Origin of the sequence: Sphingomonas kaistensis (assembly GCF_036884275.1) — a bacterium.
In the GTDB taxonomy this organism is placed as follows: domain Bacteria; phylum Pseudomonadota; class Alphaproteobacteria; order Sphingomonadales; family Sphingomonadaceae; genus Sphingomicrobium; species Sphingomicrobium kaistense_A.
In genome coordinates this window covers 2239351-2256240 of sequence record NZ_CP145607.1, presented here as the reverse complement: position 1 = coordinate 2256240, position 16890 = coordinate 2239351, and the positions used below count along the sequence as shown (strand labels likewise).

17 protein-coding genes are annotated in these 16890 nt (G+C 65.3%); 11 read left to right on the top strand and 6 right to left on the bottom strand.

What is annotated here, in order from left to right:
- Positions 1–13 precede the first annotated feature (13 nt).
- Positions 14–763 (top strand): phosphocholine cytidylyltransferase family protein, encoded by a 750-nt coding sequence (locus V6R86_RS10980; RefSeq protein ID WP_338505476.1) that lies wholly within the window; start codon positions 14–16, stop codon positions 761–763.
- Between the two features lie 10 nt (positions 764–773).
- Here V6R86_RS10980 and map read toward each other — a convergent pair whose 3' ends face one another.
- Entirely contained in the window at positions 774–1601 is an 828-nt protein-coding gene (map, locus tag V6R86_RS10975; RefSeq protein ID WP_338504514.1) for a type I methionyl aminopeptidase, read from the bottom strand.
- A 47-nt stretch (positions 1602–1648) separates the two neighbouring features.
- On the opposite strand from map, the gene V6R86_RS10970 reads away from it, so the two are divergent.
- A complete protein-coding gene (locus V6R86_RS10970; protein ID WP_338504512.1) occupies positions 1649–2407 on the top strand; it encodes a competence/damage-inducible protein A in 759 nt (252 codons plus the stop codon).
- 32 nt (positions 2408–2439) lie between these two features.
- Here V6R86_RS10970 and V6R86_RS10965 read toward each other — a convergent pair whose 3' ends face one another.
- Positions 2440–2721, bottom strand: a complete 282-nt coding sequence (locus V6R86_RS10965; RefSeq protein WP_338504511.1) for a hypothetical protein — start codon at positions 2719–2721, stop codon at positions 2440–2442.
- Positions 2722–2759: 38 nt separating this feature from the next.
- Positions 2760–3131, bottom strand: a complete 372-nt coding sequence (locus V6R86_RS10960; protein WP_338504510.1) for a DUF4440 domain-containing protein — start codon at positions 3129–3131, stop codon at positions 2760–2762.
- 74 nt (positions 3132–3205) lie between these two features.
- Between V6R86_RS10960 and V6R86_RS10955 the strand changes: the two genes are divergently transcribed.
- Genes V6R86_RS10955 through V6R86_RS10935 form a run of 5 tightly spaced genes read left to right on the top strand, consistent with a single transcriptional unit; the run spans position 3206 to position 8985 of the window.
- Positions 3206–3655 (top strand): MarR family transcriptional regulator, encoded by a 450-nt coding sequence (locus V6R86_RS10955; protein ID WP_338504508.1) that lies wholly within the window; start codon positions 3206–3208, stop codon positions 3653–3655.
- Positions 3652–4725: an HlyD family secretion protein gene (locus tag V6R86_RS10950; RefSeq protein WP_338504507.1), complete on the top strand. Its 1074-nt coding sequence runs from the start codon at positions 3652–3654 to the stop codon at positions 4723–4725. Before V6R86_RS10955 ends, V6R86_RS10950 begins: the two co-directional genes overlap by 4 nt.
- 24 nt (positions 4726–4749) lie before the next feature.
- The gene (locus tag V6R86_RS10945; protein ID WP_338504505.1) at positions 4750–6288 is read left to right on the top strand and encodes a DHA2 family efflux MFS transporter permease subunit; all 1539 of its coding nucleotides are present in this window, start codon (positions 4750–4752) and stop codon (positions 6286–6288) included.
- A gap of 18 nt (positions 6289–6306) precedes the next feature.
- Positions 6307–7065 (top strand): alpha/beta fold hydrolase, encoded by a 759-nt coding sequence (locus V6R86_RS10940; RefSeq protein WP_338504504.1) that lies wholly within the window; start codon positions 6307–6309, stop codon positions 7063–7065.
- A gap of 51 nt (positions 7066–7116) precedes the next feature.
- Positions 7117–8985 (top strand): M2 family metallopeptidase, encoded by a 1869-nt coding sequence (locus V6R86_RS10935; protein ID WP_338504503.1) that lies wholly within the window; start codon positions 7117–7119, stop codon positions 8983–8985.
- Positions 8986–9086: 101 nt separating this feature from the next.
- On the opposite strand, the gene V6R86_RS10930 is transcribed toward V6R86_RS10935, so the two are convergent.
- From V6R86_RS10930 to V6R86_RS10920, 3 genes are all read right to left on the bottom strand, one after another.
- The gene (locus V6R86_RS10930; RefSeq protein WP_338504502.1) at positions 9087–10151 is read right to left on the bottom strand and encodes an SDR family oxidoreductase; all 1065 of its coding nucleotides are present in this window, start codon (positions 10149–10151) and stop codon (positions 9087–9089) included.
- Positions 10152–10223: 72 nt separating this feature from the next.
- The gene (locus V6R86_RS10925; protein ID WP_338504501.1) at positions 10224–10664 is read right to left on the bottom strand and encodes a hypothetical protein; all 441 of its coding nucleotides are present in this window, start codon (positions 10662–10664) and stop codon (positions 10224–10226) included.
- A gap of 125 nt (positions 10665–10789) precedes the next feature.
- Positions 10790–11272, bottom strand: coding sequence for a peroxiredoxin (locus V6R86_RS10920; RefSeq protein WP_338504499.1), 483 nt, complete (start codon positions 11270–11272; stop codon positions 10790–10792).
- Positions 11273–11371: 99 nt separating this feature from the next.
- Here V6R86_RS10920 and V6R86_RS10915 point away from each other — a divergent pair, with 99 nt between their 5' ends.
- The 4 genes from V6R86_RS10915 (at position 11372) to V6R86_RS10900 (ending at position 16873) form a co-directional block, all read left to right on the top strand.
- On the top strand, positions 11372–11944 hold the full coding sequence (locus V6R86_RS10915) for a YqgE/AlgH family protein (RefSeq protein WP_338504498.1): 573 nt from the start codon (positions 11372–11374) through the stop codon (positions 11942–11944).
- Positions 11945–12059: 115 nt separating this feature from the next.
- Positions 12060–12722, top strand: coding sequence for a TonB-dependent receptor plug domain-containing protein (locus V6R86_RS10910; RefSeq protein WP_338504497.1), 663 nt, complete (start codon positions 12060–12062; stop codon positions 12720–12722).
- 129 nt (positions 12723–12851) lie between these two features.
- Positions 12852–15185, top strand: a complete 2334-nt coding sequence (locus V6R86_RS10905; RefSeq protein ID WP_338504495.1) for a TonB-dependent receptor domain-containing protein — start codon at positions 12852–12854, stop codon at positions 15183–15185.
- A 74-nt stretch (positions 15186–15259) separates the two neighbouring features.
- Positions 15260–16873 carry a tetratricopeptide repeat-containing sulfotransferase family protein gene (locus V6R86_RS10900; RefSeq protein WP_338504493.1) on the top strand — a complete coding sequence of 538 codons (1614 nt, stop codon included), beginning with the start codon at positions 15260–15262 and terminating at the stop codon, positions 16871–16873.
- Positions 16874–16890 lie beyond the last annotated feature (17 nt).

Here is a 16890-nt window from a genome sequence, read left to right as displayed (position 1 = left end):
CCCGGCAACGGCGCTGATCATGCGTCAGGCGATCATCCTGTCGGCGGGGCAGGGATCCCGCCTCGGCCACCTTACCACCGACCAGCCCAAGTGCCTGATCGAATTCGGCGGACGAAGCCTGCTCGACCGGCAGCTTGATGTCGCCGCGGCGTGCGGGGTGAGCCAGGTGGTCGTGGTCACCGGCTTTCGCGATCATGCGATCGAGGATGCGCTGGAGCGGCGCCGGGCGGCGGGGGAGGGGCCGGCGGTGCGCACCGTCTTCAACCCCTTCTACAAGGTCGCGGACAATACCGGCTCGCTGTTCATGGCGCGCGAGGCGCTTCGGGGCGATACCCTGGTTTGGAATGGCGACACCATGGTCAGCCCGGAGCTGATGAAGAAGGTCGTGGCCAACAGCGGACGAAGCGGCATCTGTGTCACCATCGACCGCAAGGCCGAGGGCTATGATGCCGACGACATGAAAGTGGTCGAAGAAGGCGGCCGCCTCCGGGCGATCGGCAAGCGATTGAGCGACGAGGACGGGGTGAATGCCGAATCGATCGGCCTGCTCGCCTTCCGCGGCGATGGTGCCGAGCGGTTCCGGGCGGCGATCGAGGAAGCGATGCGAAGCCCCGAGGGCACCCAGATCTGGTATCTGCGCGTCATTCATCACCTTGCCCAGTTAGGCGAGGTGTGGACGCTCGACATCGCGGGCGAACAATGGGGCGAGGTCGATTTTCCCGAGGACGTCGAGCGCGCCGAGGCGATGGTCGGCGGCTGGTGAGATCCGCCGTTCAGTAAGGCGGCTGGTGAAGACCCTTGGGGCTGGTCGTGAAAATCTCGCAGCCGTCTTCGGTGATGCCGATCGAATGCTCGAACTGCGCCGACAAGGAGCGGTCGCGAGTAACCGCGGTCCAGCCGTCGTCCAGCATCTTGCAGTCGGCGCGGCCGATGTTGATCATTGGCTCGACCGTGAAGAACATGCCGGGCTTCAATTCCGGCCCGGTGCCGACGCGGCCGGCGTGGACCACCTCGGGGCTGTCGTGGAACAGCCGCCCGAGACCGTGGCCGCAGAAATCGCGGACCACCGAATAGCGGTTCTTCTCGGCATGGCGCTGAATCGCGGCGCTGATGTCGCCGAGGCGATTGCCGGGCCGCGCCTGCTCAAGCCCGATCATCAGGCATTCGTAGGTGATGTCTACCAGCCGCCGCGCTTTCACGCCGACGTCGCCGACCAGATACATGCGGCTGCTGTCGCCGTGCCATCCATCGAGGATCGGCGTCACGTCGATATTGACGATGTCGCCGTCCTTGAGCGGTTTGTCGCTGGGGATGCCGTGGCAGACGACATGGTTGATTGAGATACAGCTGCTGTGAGTATAGCCGCGATAACCGAGCGTCGCGGGCGTCGCGCCGGCGTCGCGCATCAGGCGATAGACGGTGGCGTCGAGTTCGGCGGTTGTGACGCCTGGGGCGACGAGCGGGGCCATTGCGTCGAGAATCTCGGCCGCAAGGCGTCCGGCGGCGCGCATGCCGGCGAACCCGGCTTCGTCATGGAGCTTGATCACACCGCTGCGGGCTTCGCTGCGGTCTTCGGCGGCTACGGTGATGTATTGGGTCATCAAAGGCCATATAGCGCCGGCCTCTTCAAAAGGTTAGCCCCACGCCGATGACAGACAACCGCACCTGGACCGCCGCTCTTCTCGTGATCGGAGACGAGATCTTGTCCGGCCGGACCCAGGACAAGAATGTCGCGCAGCTGGCGACTTGGCTCAACGTGCAGGGCATCCGACTGGCCGAGGTGCGGGTGGTGCCCGACGTCGTGGAAAAAATCGCCGCCGCCGCCAACGCGTTGCGGGCGGAGAATGATTATCTGTTCACCACCGGCGGGATCGGCCCGACGCATGACGACATCACCGTCGATGGCATGGCCGCGGCGCTGGGCGTGGACGTGGTGGTGCATCCCGATGCGCGCGCGATCCTCGAACGCTATTACGAGACGCGCGGGGGCCTGACCGAGGCGCGGCTGCGGATGGCGCGGGTGCCGGACGGGGCGGAGCTGATCGTCAACAAGGTGTCGGGCGCGCCGGGCATCCGCCACGGCAATATCTTCATTCTCGCGGGCGTGCCGCACATCGCCGCCGGAATGCTCGACGCACTGACCGGCACGCTCGAAGGCGGGCGGCCGGTAGTCAGCGTGACGCTGGGCGGGATGGTGCCCGAAAGCGAGGTTGCCGACCTGTTGAGGGAGACCGAACGGGCGCATGAGGGGATCGCCATCGGCTCCTATCCCTTCTTCCGCGAAGGCCGGGTCGGCGCCAATTTCGTGGTCCGCTCCGAAAGCTGGGAGGATGCGCAGGCGGTCGCCGACCTCCTTCAGGCAAGCATGGAAAGCGCGGGCTATTCGGTGGTGATGGGCGGGGTATGAGCAAATTCGTCTCCCCGGCGAAGGCCGGGGTCTCAGTCGGATGAAGCTTTCTTGCCTCCTGAGGTCCCGGCCTCCGCCGGGACGACGTTTCGGTACCAATGGGCATAAGGGGTGTTCTTTGCAAGGTGGCGGTTCCAGTCGGGATCGCCATCGTCCCACCACACCGGTCCGCGCTCGCCCAAGGCTCGCTTGGCCGCATCCACCCGTGCGCGGTCACGCTTGCGGCGGGCGTCCATCAGTTCGATCACCAGCTCCTGCCGCCGGGCAGGATCGAGCGCCGGATTGCTGGTTCGCCATAGGCGGCCGCGTACCACGAAGTAGCGGCCGTCCGGGGTGACGGGATAGTCCGGTGTCAGGCGTCGACCATCGCTTTGGGCGGCACGACCTGGCTATGGTGGACCACGGTCCAATCCTCATGCCCGCGGCGCATGATGGTCGAGCTCGCGTAGCAGCGATAGGTTTCCTCGCCGCGCTTCGCCTCCACCTGATAGCCGATCACGATCAGTCCTTCGTGGGGGCGATTCACCTTGGTGTCGGAGAAATTCACTTCCTCCCACCGCGGGGTGTTCTTGACCGCTTCCTTGGCTTGGTCGCGGGTGAAAATGAAAGGCTCGGCCGGCAGGCTCATCACGACATTTTCATCGACCAGGGTCTCGTAAACCTCGTCGCCACCGTGCCACAGCTTTTCTTCCATCGCCCAGATCCGCTCGTCTTCCATGCTCATTCTCCTCTTCGGCCATCGAACGGGCGGGAACGGGAGAGGTTCAACATCGTTGATTTAATAAGCAACCTTACTATATGGCGCGTATGGAACAACTGGCCTGGGATATCGGTGAGACCTCGCACGCGCTTCGCCGCGCTTTCGATCGGCGGGCGGCGGAGCTTGGCATTACCCGCGCGCAATGGCGCGTGCTGGCGCGGCTCGACCTGCAGCCGGGGCAGCGGCAGGTCGATCTGGCCGAGCGGATGGACATCGAGCCCATCACCTTGTGCCGGATCGTCGACAAGCTCGAAGAAGCCAACCTCGTCGAGCGTCGCCGCGATCCCGGCGACCGGCGCGCGTGGCAGCTCTACCTGAGCGATAGCGCAGCACCGCTCGTCACCAAACTCCACGCGTTGGCCGACAGTTTTTCGGCCGAGATTTTCGGGTCGCTTGATCCCGAAGACGTCGAGCGGACCCGGGCACTGCTCGCAACCATCAGGAATAACATCACCGGCCTGGCGCCGGTCACGAAGGCATCGGCATGAACCAGGAAACAAAGATCACCGGCACGCCGCTCGAAGCCGAGCAGGCCGTCGCTGCAGCCGAGATCGGTGAAGAAACGCCGGGCAAGGCGCCTAACAAGCGCAAGCGGTTGCTGCTGTTCATGATCGTGCCCCTGCTGCTGCTCCTCGGCGGCGGCTGGATGTGGTGGTCGGGGCAGGGCAAGGTCGAAACCGACAATGCCCAGGTGAAGCAAGACATCACCTCGGTCGGTGCGCAGATCAGCGGGCCGATTTCCGAAGTGCTGGTCAAGGAAGGTCAGCAGGTCCTCGCGGGCCAGGTGCTGTTCCGGATCGACCCCGAGCCCTATCGCGTCGCGTTGCTGTCGGCCGAAGCGCAGCTGGCGCAGGCGCGATTGGCCAAGAGCCAGGTGGTGACCGCCGCTGCCGGGACCGGCGCCGATATCGCGGGCGCGCAGGCGCAGCTTATCATCAACGAACGCGCGCTCGCCCGTCAGGCCGAGCTACTGCGCCAGGGCTTCACCACCCGCGTGCGGTATGACGAGGCGCTGGCCGACGTCACCGCTGCGCGCACCGCGCTGGCCGATGCCCGCTCGCGCGCCGCCAATGCCGGGGCCGCGATCGCGCCGGGCGGGGAGCAGCCGGGTGAAGCGGCCGCGCGCGCCGCCATCGCCAAGGCCCGGCTCGACCTGTCGCGCACCGAAGTGCGCGCGCCGACGTCGGGTATCGTGTCCAACACCGACCGGCTGCTGCCGGGCCAGCAGGCGGTGCCGGGGATTGGCCTCCTGTCGCTGGTCGGATCGCAGGACAGCTGGGTCGAAGCCAATTTCAAGGAAAAGGACTTGGCCCGCATGGCGCCCGGCCAGCGCGCGCGGATCGAGATCGACGCTTATCCGGGCCTCGAGATCGTCGGCCGCGTCGCCAGCATCGGTGCTGGTACCGGCAGCGAGTTTGCCATTCTTCCGGCGCAGAACGCCAACGGCAACTGGGTCAAGGTGACGCAGCGCGTGCCGGTCCGCATCCGCTTCGACGGCAAGCCCGCCAAGCCGATGATCGCCGGCCTCAGCGCCACGGTGACGGTGGATGTCGAGTAGGATCCCGCGCGCGGGAGCGGCGCAATGACCGCCGCTTCCCAGCCGCTCGACCGCACCCAGCATTTCCTCGTCACCATTGCGGTGATGCTGGCGGTGCTAATGCAGGTGCTCGACACCACCATCGCCAACGTCGCCCTGCCGCACATGCAGGCGAGCCTCGGCGCGACGCAGGAGAGCGTGAACTGGGTGCTGACGAGCTATATCGTCGCCAGCGCCATCGCGATCCCCATTGCCGGCTGGCTGTCCGAGCGGATCGGGCGGCGGCGGCTGATGATCATGGCGGTGATCGGCTTCACCGCCGCCTCGATGCTCTGCGCCATCGCCACCTCGTTGCCCGAGATGGTCGCCTTTCGCATCGTTCAGGGCATCACCGGCGCGTTCCTCGTGCCGCTGGCGCAGGCGACGATGTTCGACATCAACCCGCCCGAGAAGCACGCGCAGGCGATGGCGCTGTTCGGCGGGGGGATCATGATCGGGCCGATCATGGGTCCTGTACTGGGCGGCTGGCTGACCGACAGCTTCGACTGGCGCTGGGTGTTCATCGTCAATCTGCCGGTCGGCGTGCTCGCCGCGGTCATGCTGTGGCGGACGATGCCCGAGAGCGAGACCAGCCGACGACCGTTCGACCTGCTCGGCTTTGCCTTGCTCGCGCTCGCGCTCGGGTCGTTACAGATGTTTCTCGATCGCGGCGAAAGCCAGGACTGGTTCGAAAGCTGGGAGATCCTCATCGAGCTTGGCCTTGCGATCGGCTTCATGTGGATGTTCGCGGTGCACACGATCACCGCCAAGGCCCCGATCTTCGAGCGCAGCATGTTCGCCGACCGCAATTTCGCGACCGGCCTTCTGTTCATGGCGGTGACCGGCGTCCTGCTGCTGGCCGGCCTGGCGCTGCTGCCGCCGCTGCTGCAGCACGTCTATGGCTATAGCGTGCTGCAGTCGGGCATCCTGACCGCGCCGCGCGGGGTGGGGACGTTGATCTCGATGCTGGTCGCGGGACGCCTCGTCGGCAAAGTCGACAGCCGGCTGCTGGTGGTGGCGGGGATCAGCCTGATGGCGACGAGCCTGTGGATGATGACCGGCTTCGCGCTCGACCAGCCGGCCGGTCCGGTGATCTGGTCGGGCGTGATTCAGGGCCTCGGCATCGGCCTCATTTTCGTCGTCATGCAGAGCCTCGCCTTCGCGACGCTCAAGCCGATGCTGCGCACGTCTGCCGCCTCGCTACTCAACCTCGCCCGCAACATAGGCGGGTCGATCGGGATCGCGGTGGTGGGTTCGCAGCTGGTGCGGATGACTCAGGTCGCTCACGCCGATATCGCCAGCAACGTCACGGCTTCGACCATCCCGACGCTCGATCCCGGCCTGCTCGAACGGATTGGGCAGCAAGGTGACATCGCGCTGGCGGTGATCAATGCGGAAGTCACGCGGCAGGCGGTGTTCATCGCCTATCTCGACGATTTCTGGCTGATGATGTGGGTCACGCTGGCGGCGCTTCCGCTGGTGTTGCTGCTGCGCAAGGCCAGCGCGCCGCAAGGTCGGCCGGCGGCGCATGCCATGGCCGACTAATTGGGCTAGGGCGGCGGCATGAGCGATATCACCACGCATCACTGGGCCGCGTCCGACGGCGTCGATCTCGTCTGGCACGAGACCGGCACCGGCCGTCCCCTGATTCTGGTCCACGGTCTGTTTTCCGATGCGCAGATGAACTGGATCAAGTTCGGTCATGCCGCGCGGCTGGCGGAGGCCGGCTTCCGAGTGATCATGCCCGATCTGCGGGCGCATGGGAGCAGCGCCAAGCCCCATGATCCGGCGAACTATCCCAAGGGCGTGCTCGGCAGCGATTTGAGCGAGTTGATCGCGCACCTCGGACTTGACGACTATGATCTTGGGGGCTTTTCGCTCGGCTCGCGGACGGTGGTGCAGGGCGTCGGGCAGGGGCTGACGCCTCGCCGTGCGATCCTGTCGGGCATGGGCCTCGAAGGGCTGATGGGCTGGGAGAAGCGCCACGCCTTCTTCATCGAAGCGTTCGAGAAATTCGATGCGACGGTGCGCGGCGATCCCCACTGGTTCGCGATCCAGTTCATGAAAAGCCAGAAGGTCGACCGCGTAGCGACCCGCCTGCTGCTCGAAAGCAATGCGGGTGTCGACGAGGCGATGCTGGCGCGCTTCACCATGCCGACGTTGGTGCTGTGCGGGGCCGACGACCACGACAATGGCTCGGCCCCGGCGCTGGCCGATGCGCTGTCCAATGCCTCCTATGTCGAGATTCCCGGCACTCACACGACCTCGGTCACGCAGAAGTCGCTGGGCGAGGCAATCGCCACGTTCTTGACGGAGGAGTGAGGCAGGCGCAGGGATTTGGCGGTTTCGTTCCTAGTTGAAGGCGTCAGATCCATGAAATTGGCCGCTTCGGTTTCCGTTCTCGCCCTTGCCCTCGGCGCCTGCGCCGCGACCCCCGCCGAGCCGGTCCAGACCGCGTCGGCCGCGCCGATGGCGCCGGATGCCGCTCCGACGACCGCCCGCACTCCCGAAGGCGCGCGCCAGTTCATCGCCTCGGTCGAGAAGGATCTGTTCGACTATTCCACCATCGCCTCGCGCGCGCAGTGGGTGAACGCCACCTACATCACCGAGGATACCGATGCGCTGGCCGCGTACTTCGGCACCATCGGCACCGAAAAGGGCGTCGCCTACGCCAAGGAAGCGGCGGAGTTCTCGAAGGTGCAGGGGCTCGATCCCGAGACGCAACGTAAGCTCAACATCCTGCGCGGCGCGCTGGTGCTGGCGGCGCCCTCGACCCCGGGTGCGGCGGCCGAGCTCAACACCATCTCGACCCGCCTGTCCTCGACCTACGGCAAGGGCCGCGCGACGCTCGACGGCAAGACCATCACCGGCGACGTCGCCGAGGAAGCGATGGGCGAACTGCGCAATCCGGCCAAGACCGCCGAAGTATGGACCAGCTGGCACACCAATGTCGGCCGCCCGATGCGGCAGGACTATACCCGCATGGTCGAGATCGCGAACCAGGGCGCCAAGGAGCTCGGCTATGCCGACAGCGGCGCGATGTGGCGGTCGCAATATGACATGAGTCCGCAGGAATTCTCGGCCATGTACGACCGGCTGTGGAGCGAGCTGACCCCGCTTTACAACCAGCTTCACTGCTACACCCGCGACCGGCTGAACGCGAAATATGGCGACCGGGTGCAGCCCAAGACCGGCCCGATCCGCGCCGACCTCCTTGGCAACATGTGGGCCCAGGAATGGGGCAACATCTATGATGTGGTGGCGCCCAAGGGGGCAGGCGATGTCGGTTATGACGTGACCGAACTGCTCAAAGCCAAGAAGAAGACCCCGACCGACATGGTCAAGATCGGCGAGGGCTTCTACACCTCGCTCGGCCTCGCGCCACTGCCCGAGACGTTCTGGCAGCGCAGCCAGATCGTCCGTCCTGAAGGCCGCGAAGTGATCTGCCACGCCAGCGCCTGGGACCTCGACAACAAGGACGATCTGCGCATCAAGATGTGCACCAAGGTCAACGGCGACGACTTCGTCACCATCCACCACGAACTTGGCCACAATTATTATCAGCGCGCCTACAACAAGCAGCCGTATCTCTATTTGAACGGCGCGAACGACGGCTTCCACGAAGCGATCGGCGATTTCATTGCGCTGTCGGTCACGCCCGAATATCTGGTGCAGATCGGCCTACTTGACCGCGCGAAGGTGCCGGACGCCAGCAAGGACACCGGCCTGCTGCTGCGCCAGGCGATGGACAAGGTGGCGTTCCTGCCATTCGGACTGATGGTCGACAAGTGGCGGTGGGGCGTGTTCGACGGGTCGATCAGCCCGCAGCAATATGAGGCCGGCTGGAACCAGCTGCGCCTGCAATATCAAGGCATCACCCCGCCCACGCAGCGCAGCGAAGCGGACTTCGATCCGGGCGCCAAATATCACATCCCGGCGAGCACGCCTTATGCGCGCTATTTCCTCGCCCGCATCCTCCAGTTCCAGTTCTACAAGGCGGCGTGCGACATGGCCGGCTGGAAGGGGCCGCTGCATCGCTGCTCGTTCTACGGCAACAAGCAGGTCGGGCAGCGTCTGAACGCGATGCTGGAAATGGGCGCGAGCAAGCCGTGGCCCGATGCGCTGGAGGCCTTCACCGGTACCCGCGAGATGAGCGGCAAGCCGATGCTGGAATATTTCGCGCCGCTGCAGAAGTGGCTGGAAGAACAGAACAAGGGCAAGACCTGCGGCTGGCAAGCCTGAGGCGAACCCTGATCGTCGTTTCGGCGAAGGCCGGGACCTCAGTCGGCGATGAGCGCTCTATCGCCTGAGGTCGCGGCCTGCGCCGGGACGACGTTCTTGTTTCAGCTCATTCCCGCAGCCTTGATCCGCCGGTGCGCTTCGGCGGTGCCGATGTCGCGACTCTCTTCCTTGGCCCACAGGAACAACGCGCCCGCGGCGACCGAACCCAGCACGGCGGCGGTGGCGAGCGGGTGCATCTGAGCTTCGAGGAACAGCGAAGTCTTGCGCTTGAAGGGTTCCTGATTGCCCTCGATCCGGCCGTCGCGGCGCGGCTCGAACAAATTGTCAGCGGTGCCGGGCGCGGGCGCGACGTCGGTGGTCTGCATCGCTTCGCCGCCGACCAGTTCCATGCCCTTGTCGGCAAGGCGGGGCAGGGACGGCGCCAGGGTGGTCAGCGCCAATCCACCGCCGCCGACGATCAGCGAGCGGCGCGGCTTTTGCGCGGCAAAGCAGATCGCCTTGGCGACCAGTTCGGCATCGTAGAGCGGTTGGGGCAGGCGGGCGGGCTTCTCCAGCTTGTTGCGCGCGTGCTCGGGATACATGGTGTCGATCGCGGCGGGCTTGATCAAAGTGACGCTGATCGGTGCGCCTTCGGCTTCCAGTTCCATGCGCAGCGCGTCGGTGAATTGCATCACCGCCGCCTTCATCGCGCAATAGGGGCCTTGCAGGGGAATGGCGCGGTTGGAGAGGACCGAGCCGATGTTGATGAGCGCGCCACCTTCGGCCTTGAGATGCCTGGCCGCGATGAGGCTGGCTTCGACCAGACCGAAATAGCCGACGTCGAACACACGGCGATGCTCTTCCTGGCTGACGTCCTCGAGGCGCGCATACATGGCGGCTGCGGCGTCGTTGACCCAGGTATCGACCCGCCCGAAGGTGTCGAGCGCGTGGGCCAACAGGCGCTCTGCGGCGCCTTCCTCGGCGATGTCGAGGTCGAGCGCACTGGCCTGCCCGCCCTTGTTGCGGATCGCCACCACGGCTTCGTCGAGCGCTTCGGCGTTGCGGGCGGCAAGCACCACCCTGGCGCCGGCGGCAGCGGCGCGCCGTGCGGTGGCAAGGCCAATCCCGCTCGATGCTCCAACGATCACCATGACCTGATCCGAAAGAGGCTTGAGCGACACGGCCATGGGTAGATTCTCCAGATATGACAAAGGGTGCCGAGCGATGCCCGACACCCCCCATCAATCCTTCAGGACCCGTTAGGCTCCGTAAGCGATGGCGCCGACCTTGGTATCGGTCTTGGCATTCTGGTCGAGAGCGGAGTCGGCGGTCTTGTCGGGCGAGGCCGACGTGGCCCGCATTGCCTCAGCCTTGCTGGACGAAGCGCCTGTGCCGCCGGTCGCGGCGGCATTGGTGCTGGTGTCGGAGGCGGAAAGGTTCGCGGCCTGTGCCGCCGATGGACTGGTGGCCGCCGCGCCGTCGCTGCTCTGAGATTCCTGTCCCCATTTCATCAGCGGCTTGTCGCTTTTGCCGCGGGTGAGGAAGAAAGCGGCGGCACCCGCCGCCACGGTGGCAAGTGCGGCGGCGGTGTAGGGCCGTTCCTTGACCGTGTTCACCACCACGTCGCGGCGGCGCTCGCGCTTGCTCGCGGTGCGGCGGGGCGCGTGAGAAGTACTGTGGGAGTTGTCGTTCTTGGCCATGCCCTGATCCTTTCGTGACGCAAAGGTGTCGGGCAGCAAACGAGCGGGCACGCGGCTTGTTGCGATGACCATCGGATGGGGAGTGCCGGGCGAGGGGCAGACGGCTCGCCCGGCGCTCCGAATGATTAGAGTTGCTCGAGCAGGGTCTCGGCGCTCGACGCGCGATATTCGCCGGGTGCTTCGACGTTGAGCTGCTCGACCACGCCGTCGTTGACGATCATCGAGTAACGCTGCGAGCGCACCGCCCCCATGCCAAAGTTCGATCCGTCCATGGTGAGGCCGAGCGCTTCGGCCAGCTGACCGTTGCCGTCGGCGATCATGGTGATGTCCTGGCTACCCTGATCCTTGTTCCAGGCGGCCATGACGAACGCGTCGTTGACGCTGGTGCAGGCGATTTCGTCGACGCCCTTGGCGCGCAAATCGCCCGCCTTTTCGACGTAGGACGGGAGGTGCTTGGCCGAGCAGGTCGGGGTATAGGCACCCGGCACCGCGAAGAGGGCGACGCGGCGGCCGCCGAAATAATCGCCGGTAGTGGTCGGCTTGGGCCCTTCGCTGGTGGCGATGGTAAGGGGCATGTCGGGAATACGCTCGCCGGTCTGGATGGTCACGGGATGGGGGCTCCTTGGTTGGTCTGACAGGGCGCTCTATCGGGCGAACGTTTCGTCAACAAGGCTTGTGCAGCGGCAGGCAAGTGGCATGCTTAAGGGATGCCCGACACGCCGTTTCTCGCCGGAAAGCTGTTGCTCGCGATGCCTGGCATGGCCGATCCCCGCTTCGAACGCAGCGTCACCGCCCTTTGTGTCCATGACGAAAATGGCGCGGTGGGCATCGGCATCAGTCACAAGCGCGCCGGGATCCGGCTGCGTGGACTGCTGAAGCAGCTCGAGCTCGATCCGGGCGAAGCGCCGGATTCGGCGATCCATCATGGCGGCCCGGTCGAGCCCGGTCGCGGCTTCGTGCTTCATTCGGAAGACTGGGGCGGGGAGGATACGCTTCAGGTCGTCGGTCCGGGCGGCAAGCTGTGGGCGATGACCGGCACGATAGATGTGCTCCGCGCCATTGCCGAAGGGCGGGGGCCGGCGCGCTGGCTGGTCGCGCTCGGCTATGCCGGCTGGGGGCCGGGCCAGCTCGAAGACGAGATGACCCGCCACGGCTGGTTCGCAGCGGCGGGCAATCCCGAGATCCTGTTCGACACGCCCACCGACGAACGCTGGGCGGCGGCCTTCAAACAGGAAGGCATTGACCCGCGCCTCCTTGCCAGCGAAACGGGCGCCGCCTGACTGTGTCCGCTAGGCAACATTCTTAATAAGTTCCACGATCGCCAACAAATGTTGCATCTTCTCGCGACCCGCGAGTGTTTGCAGTTGGGTTCCGAGTTTGGGGAAACACCGTCTCATGAATAAGTTCGAGTTTTTGAACGCTACGGCGCTGCGCAGCGTCGCCGTCGCCACTTTGTTTGCGGCCAGCGCCACGCCGGCCTTTGCGCAGGACGCGACCGATACGGCCGTGCAGAATTCGGCCCCCGCTGCCGAAGCCACGACCGAGCAGGAGCTTGAGTCCAACACGCAGGCCACCGGCGACGAGATCGTCGTCACCGGGTCGCGTATCCGCCGCCCCAATCTCGAAAGCACCGTTCCGATCACCTCGATCAATGGTGAGGAATTCTTCCAGACCGGCCGCACCTCGGTCGGTGACACGCTGAACGAACTGCCCGCACTGCGCAGCACCTTCAGCCAGTCGAACTCGACCCGCTTTCTCGGCACCGCCGGCCTCAGCCTGCTCGATCTGCGCGGCCTCGGTTCGCAGCGCACCCTCGTGTTGGTCAACGGCCGCCGCCACGTCGCGGGCGACATTCTGAACAATGCCGTCTCGCCCGACGTCAACACCATCCCGACCGACCTGATCGAGCGCGTCGACACCGTCACCGGCGGCAACTCGGCCGTCTACGGTTCGGACGCCATCGCGGGCGTCGTCAACTTCATCCTCAAGGATAATTTCGACGGCCTTCAGATCCGCGGCCAGGGCGGCGTGTCGATGTATGGCGACGCCGGCTCCTAGTACGTCAGCGCGCTCGGCGGCAGGAACTTCGCGGACGGTCGCGGCAACGTCGCGCTGAACCTCGAATATTCGCGTCAGAACGACTTCTACGCGTCGGGCCGCCCGAACCTGCGCAATGCCAACGGCTTCGTGACGGTCGACACCGACCCGGCCTCGTCGGTCAATGGCAGCGACGGCGTCACCGATACCCGTTTCGTCAACGACATCCGCAGCGGCATTTACAGCAACGGCGGCACCTTCCTGTCGTACCTCGGCGGCGACAGCTACACCCCGTATCTGTTCACCCCGTCGGGCCAGCTGATCCTGCAGACCGGCACCCCGGTCGGCCTGCCGCCGCTGCCGAGCTACATCGGCGGCAACGGCAGCAGCTTCCGGGAAGGCAAGCAGCTTGCCCTGTCGCCGGCGCTCGATCGCTACAGCGCCAACCTGGTCGCCAAGTTCGAGATCAGCCCGGCGCTGGTACCGTTCATCGAGGCCAAGTACGTTCGTACGGACTCGATCGGCAGCCAGAGCGGTCCATTCTTCTTCTCGGGCGGCACCACTGGCAGCCCGCGTGAATTCTTCTACACCACCAACCCGTATCTCAGCGCCCAGGCGCGCGGCGTGATTAACGACTATTACGGCTATGCGCCGAACGAGGAAGGCACCTTCACCTTCATTCGTAACGTGGTCGAGCTCAGCAACCGCGACGAAAAGGCCAAGCGCGAAACCTATCGTGCGGTGGGCGGCATCAAGGGTCGGTTCAACGACGACTGGAACTACGAACTCAGCGCCAATTATGGTGAGTTCAAGGAAAAGACCCGCATCCTCGGCAACGTGAACCTGCAGCGTTTCCTGTTGGCGATCGATGCGGTCGATGCCGGTGTCGCCGCCGGTGGCGCGGCCAACGGCAACATCGTCTGCCGTGCGCAGGTCGATCCGTCGGCGCGTATCGCGTTCGAAGCGGCAGGCAACGCGGCCTATGCGGCCTCGCAGCTGGCGGCCGACGTCGCGGCCTGCGTTCCGATCAACCTGTTCGGCGAAGGCAATATCACGCCCAACGCCCGCAATTATCTGCTCCAGGATTCGCTCGCGAGCGGGAAGATCACCCAGTTCGTCGCCAGCGGCTTCGTTGCCGGTGATTCGAGCCAGCTGTTCGAGCTTCCGGGTGGTCCGGTGGGCTTCGCGGTCGGTGCCGAATATCGCCGCGAAACCACCAACTACGTGCAGGACGAGGCGACTGCTGCCGGGCTGACGTTCTACAACGCAATCCCGCCGTTCGATCCGCCCTCGTTTGAGGTGAAGGAAGCTTACGCCGAAATCCGTGCGCCGCTGATCCGGGAATCGTTCATTCACGAACTGTCGCTCAGCGCCGCCGGCCGTGTCGCCGACTACAAGGGAGCGACCGGAACGGTCTATTCGTACAACGCGGGCATCGATTTCGCCCCCGTTCGCGACCTTCGCCTGCGTGGCAACTATTCGCGCGCCGTGCGTGCGCCGAACCTGACCGAGCTGTTCACGGTGCCGGGCCAGAACTTCGCCACCGTCGGCGATCCCTGCTCGGCGCGTAACATCGGCACCGGCTCGGCCACCCGCGCCGCCAACTGCCGCGCCGACGGCGTGCCGGCCGGCTACGACTTCGTGTATCGCCAGTCGCTGGGCTTCCTGTCCGGCGGTAACGAAAACCTGAAGGCCGAAAAATCCGACTCCTACACCGTCGGCGGCGTGTTCCAGCCGCGCTTCATTCCGGGCTTCTCGCTGTCGGTCGATTATTACGACATCACCGTGAACGACGTGATCAGCTCGCCGTCGGCGCAGGGCATCATCAATGCCTGCTACGACGCGGCCGACCTCAACAACCAGTTCTGTGACCTGTTCGCACGCGCTGGTGCGGGTGGCGGTCCGCGCGGGGAAATTCCGGGGCAGATCCTCGAGAACAACCTGACGGTGGTCCCTCTCAACTACGCCAAGCTGAAGGTCCGCGGCATCGACTTCGAAGCCGCCTACACCAAGCGCTTCGGGTTCGGCACCTTCAACACCCGGGCGATCTACACCCGCGTGCTGCAGAACGACTCGTTCCTGTCGCCGACCGACCCGGGCCGTGCCGATCAGGCACTGTTCGAGCTGGGCGATCCGCGCGATGCGTTCAACGTCAACAGCTCGCTGAAGCTCGGCGCGGTGACCATCGGTCACAAGCTGCGCTACATCGGCAAGATGACGCCGGGTGCGTACGAGAACAATTTCAGCAAGCAGGGCCGCCCGCCGCAGAATGCGGATGCGTTCCCGATCGTCTTCTATCCGGAGCGTTGGTACAACGACGTTCGCCTCGACTTCGAAGCGACCCGCAAGTTCAACTTCTATGTCGGCGTCGACAATGTCGCCAACGAGAAGCCGCCGTTCGGCCTGACCGGTGCGGGTGGCGGCAGCGCCATCTACAACAACACCGGCCGCTTCTTCTATGCCGGTGCGATCGCCAAGTTCTGATCGTATCTCGTTGATCCAAGAGCGGGGAGTCGGAGGCGTCAGCTTTCGGCTCCCTTCTCGTTTCAGGCACGCCGATGACCCAATCCGACAGTCCCGAACGCATTCTCGATCAGGCGAGCAGACGGCCCGAATTTGTCCGTGCGGCGCAGGCATTCATGGCTGGACGGCTGCCCGAAGCCGAAGCCGGGGCACGAGCTATTCTGGCCAGCGACCCCGACGATCCCGCGGCGATGCTCCTGCTCGCGGAGATCGCCACCGTCGCCGGTCTGCCGGGGGAAGCGGTGTCGCTGCTGACCAAGGCATCGACCCTTCTGCCGGGGCATCGCGAGACGCTGACCAAGCTTGCGGAATTGCTGGTTCGGCAATGCGCGTTCGAACAAGCACTCGACCTGCTGGACAAGCTGGTCGCGCAGCAGCCAGACGATATGCGTGCCGCGACCATCCGCCTCAGCCTGCTGACGCAGATCGGTCGCTACGAGGATGCGGAACAGAGTTTCCAGGCGCTGATGGCGAGCCATCCGGCAGATCCGCGCCTGCCGCTCGGCTATGCGCACCTGCTACGCACCTTGGGCCGGGCCGAGGAAAGCGCCGCGCTTTATCGTTCAACCCTTGAGCGCTCGCCGGCGCTCGGCGAAGCCTGGTGGGGGCTTGCCGATCTTAAGTCGGGAGCGCTCAGCGCAGACGACATCGCGACACTCGAAAGGCTGCTTGGCAGCGGCCGTCTCGACATCAATCAGGCACTCCACCTCAGCTTCGCGCTCGGCAAGGCACAGGAGGATGCGGGCGATTACGAAGCGTCGTTCCAGGCCTACGATCAGGCCAATCGGCTCACCCGCCGGGTACGGCCCTACGATGCCAAGGCGAACGAGGATTTCGTGGACCGCTCGATCGCCTTTTTTGACAAGTCCTATTTCGAGCGGACGCAAGGGTGGGGCGATCCTGCGCGGGCACCCATCTTCGTGCTCGGCATGCCGCGGGCCGGATCGACCCTGCTCGAGCAAATGCTCGCCAGCCATCCGGCGATCGAAGGCACGGCCGAGCTACCTTACATTCCGCAGATCGCGCATGAGTTGATGGCCGAGCGGTGGACCGACGCGCCGCTTCCTTATCCCGAAATCCTATCCCGCATAGACAAGGCGGCTGCTGAGCGCCTCGGCGCGGAATATCTCGCTCGGGCGGGCATCCATCGGCGGACCGATCGCCCGTTGTTCATCGACAAGCTAAACGACAATTGGCCGCACATCGGATTGATCCAGACCATCCTGCCGAACGCGATCATCATCGACGCGCGGCGCGAGGCGATGGCCTGCTCGTTCGCCAACTTCAAACAGCATTTCGCCCGCGGCCGCGACTTCGCCTACGACCAGCGCGACATCGCCCATTACTACCGCGATTATGTGCGGCTGGTGGGGCACTTCGAGGAGGTGCTGCCGGGCCGCATCGTGCGGGTCGAGCATGAGCGGCTGGTCGCCGATCCCGAAGGCGAATTGCGGCGGGTGCTGGGTGCGATCGGGCTGCCGTTCGATCCGGCCTGCCTGTGCTTCCACGAAAATGCTCGCCCTGTGCGTACCGCGAGCGCGTCGCAGGTACGGCAGCCGCTCAACAAGCGGAGCGGCGAATTGTGGCGGCATTACCGCCCGTGGCTGAGTGAGATGGAGCAGGCGCTCGGCGATCTGGCGCCCGAATAGGGAAGGGCGGGCCCGGC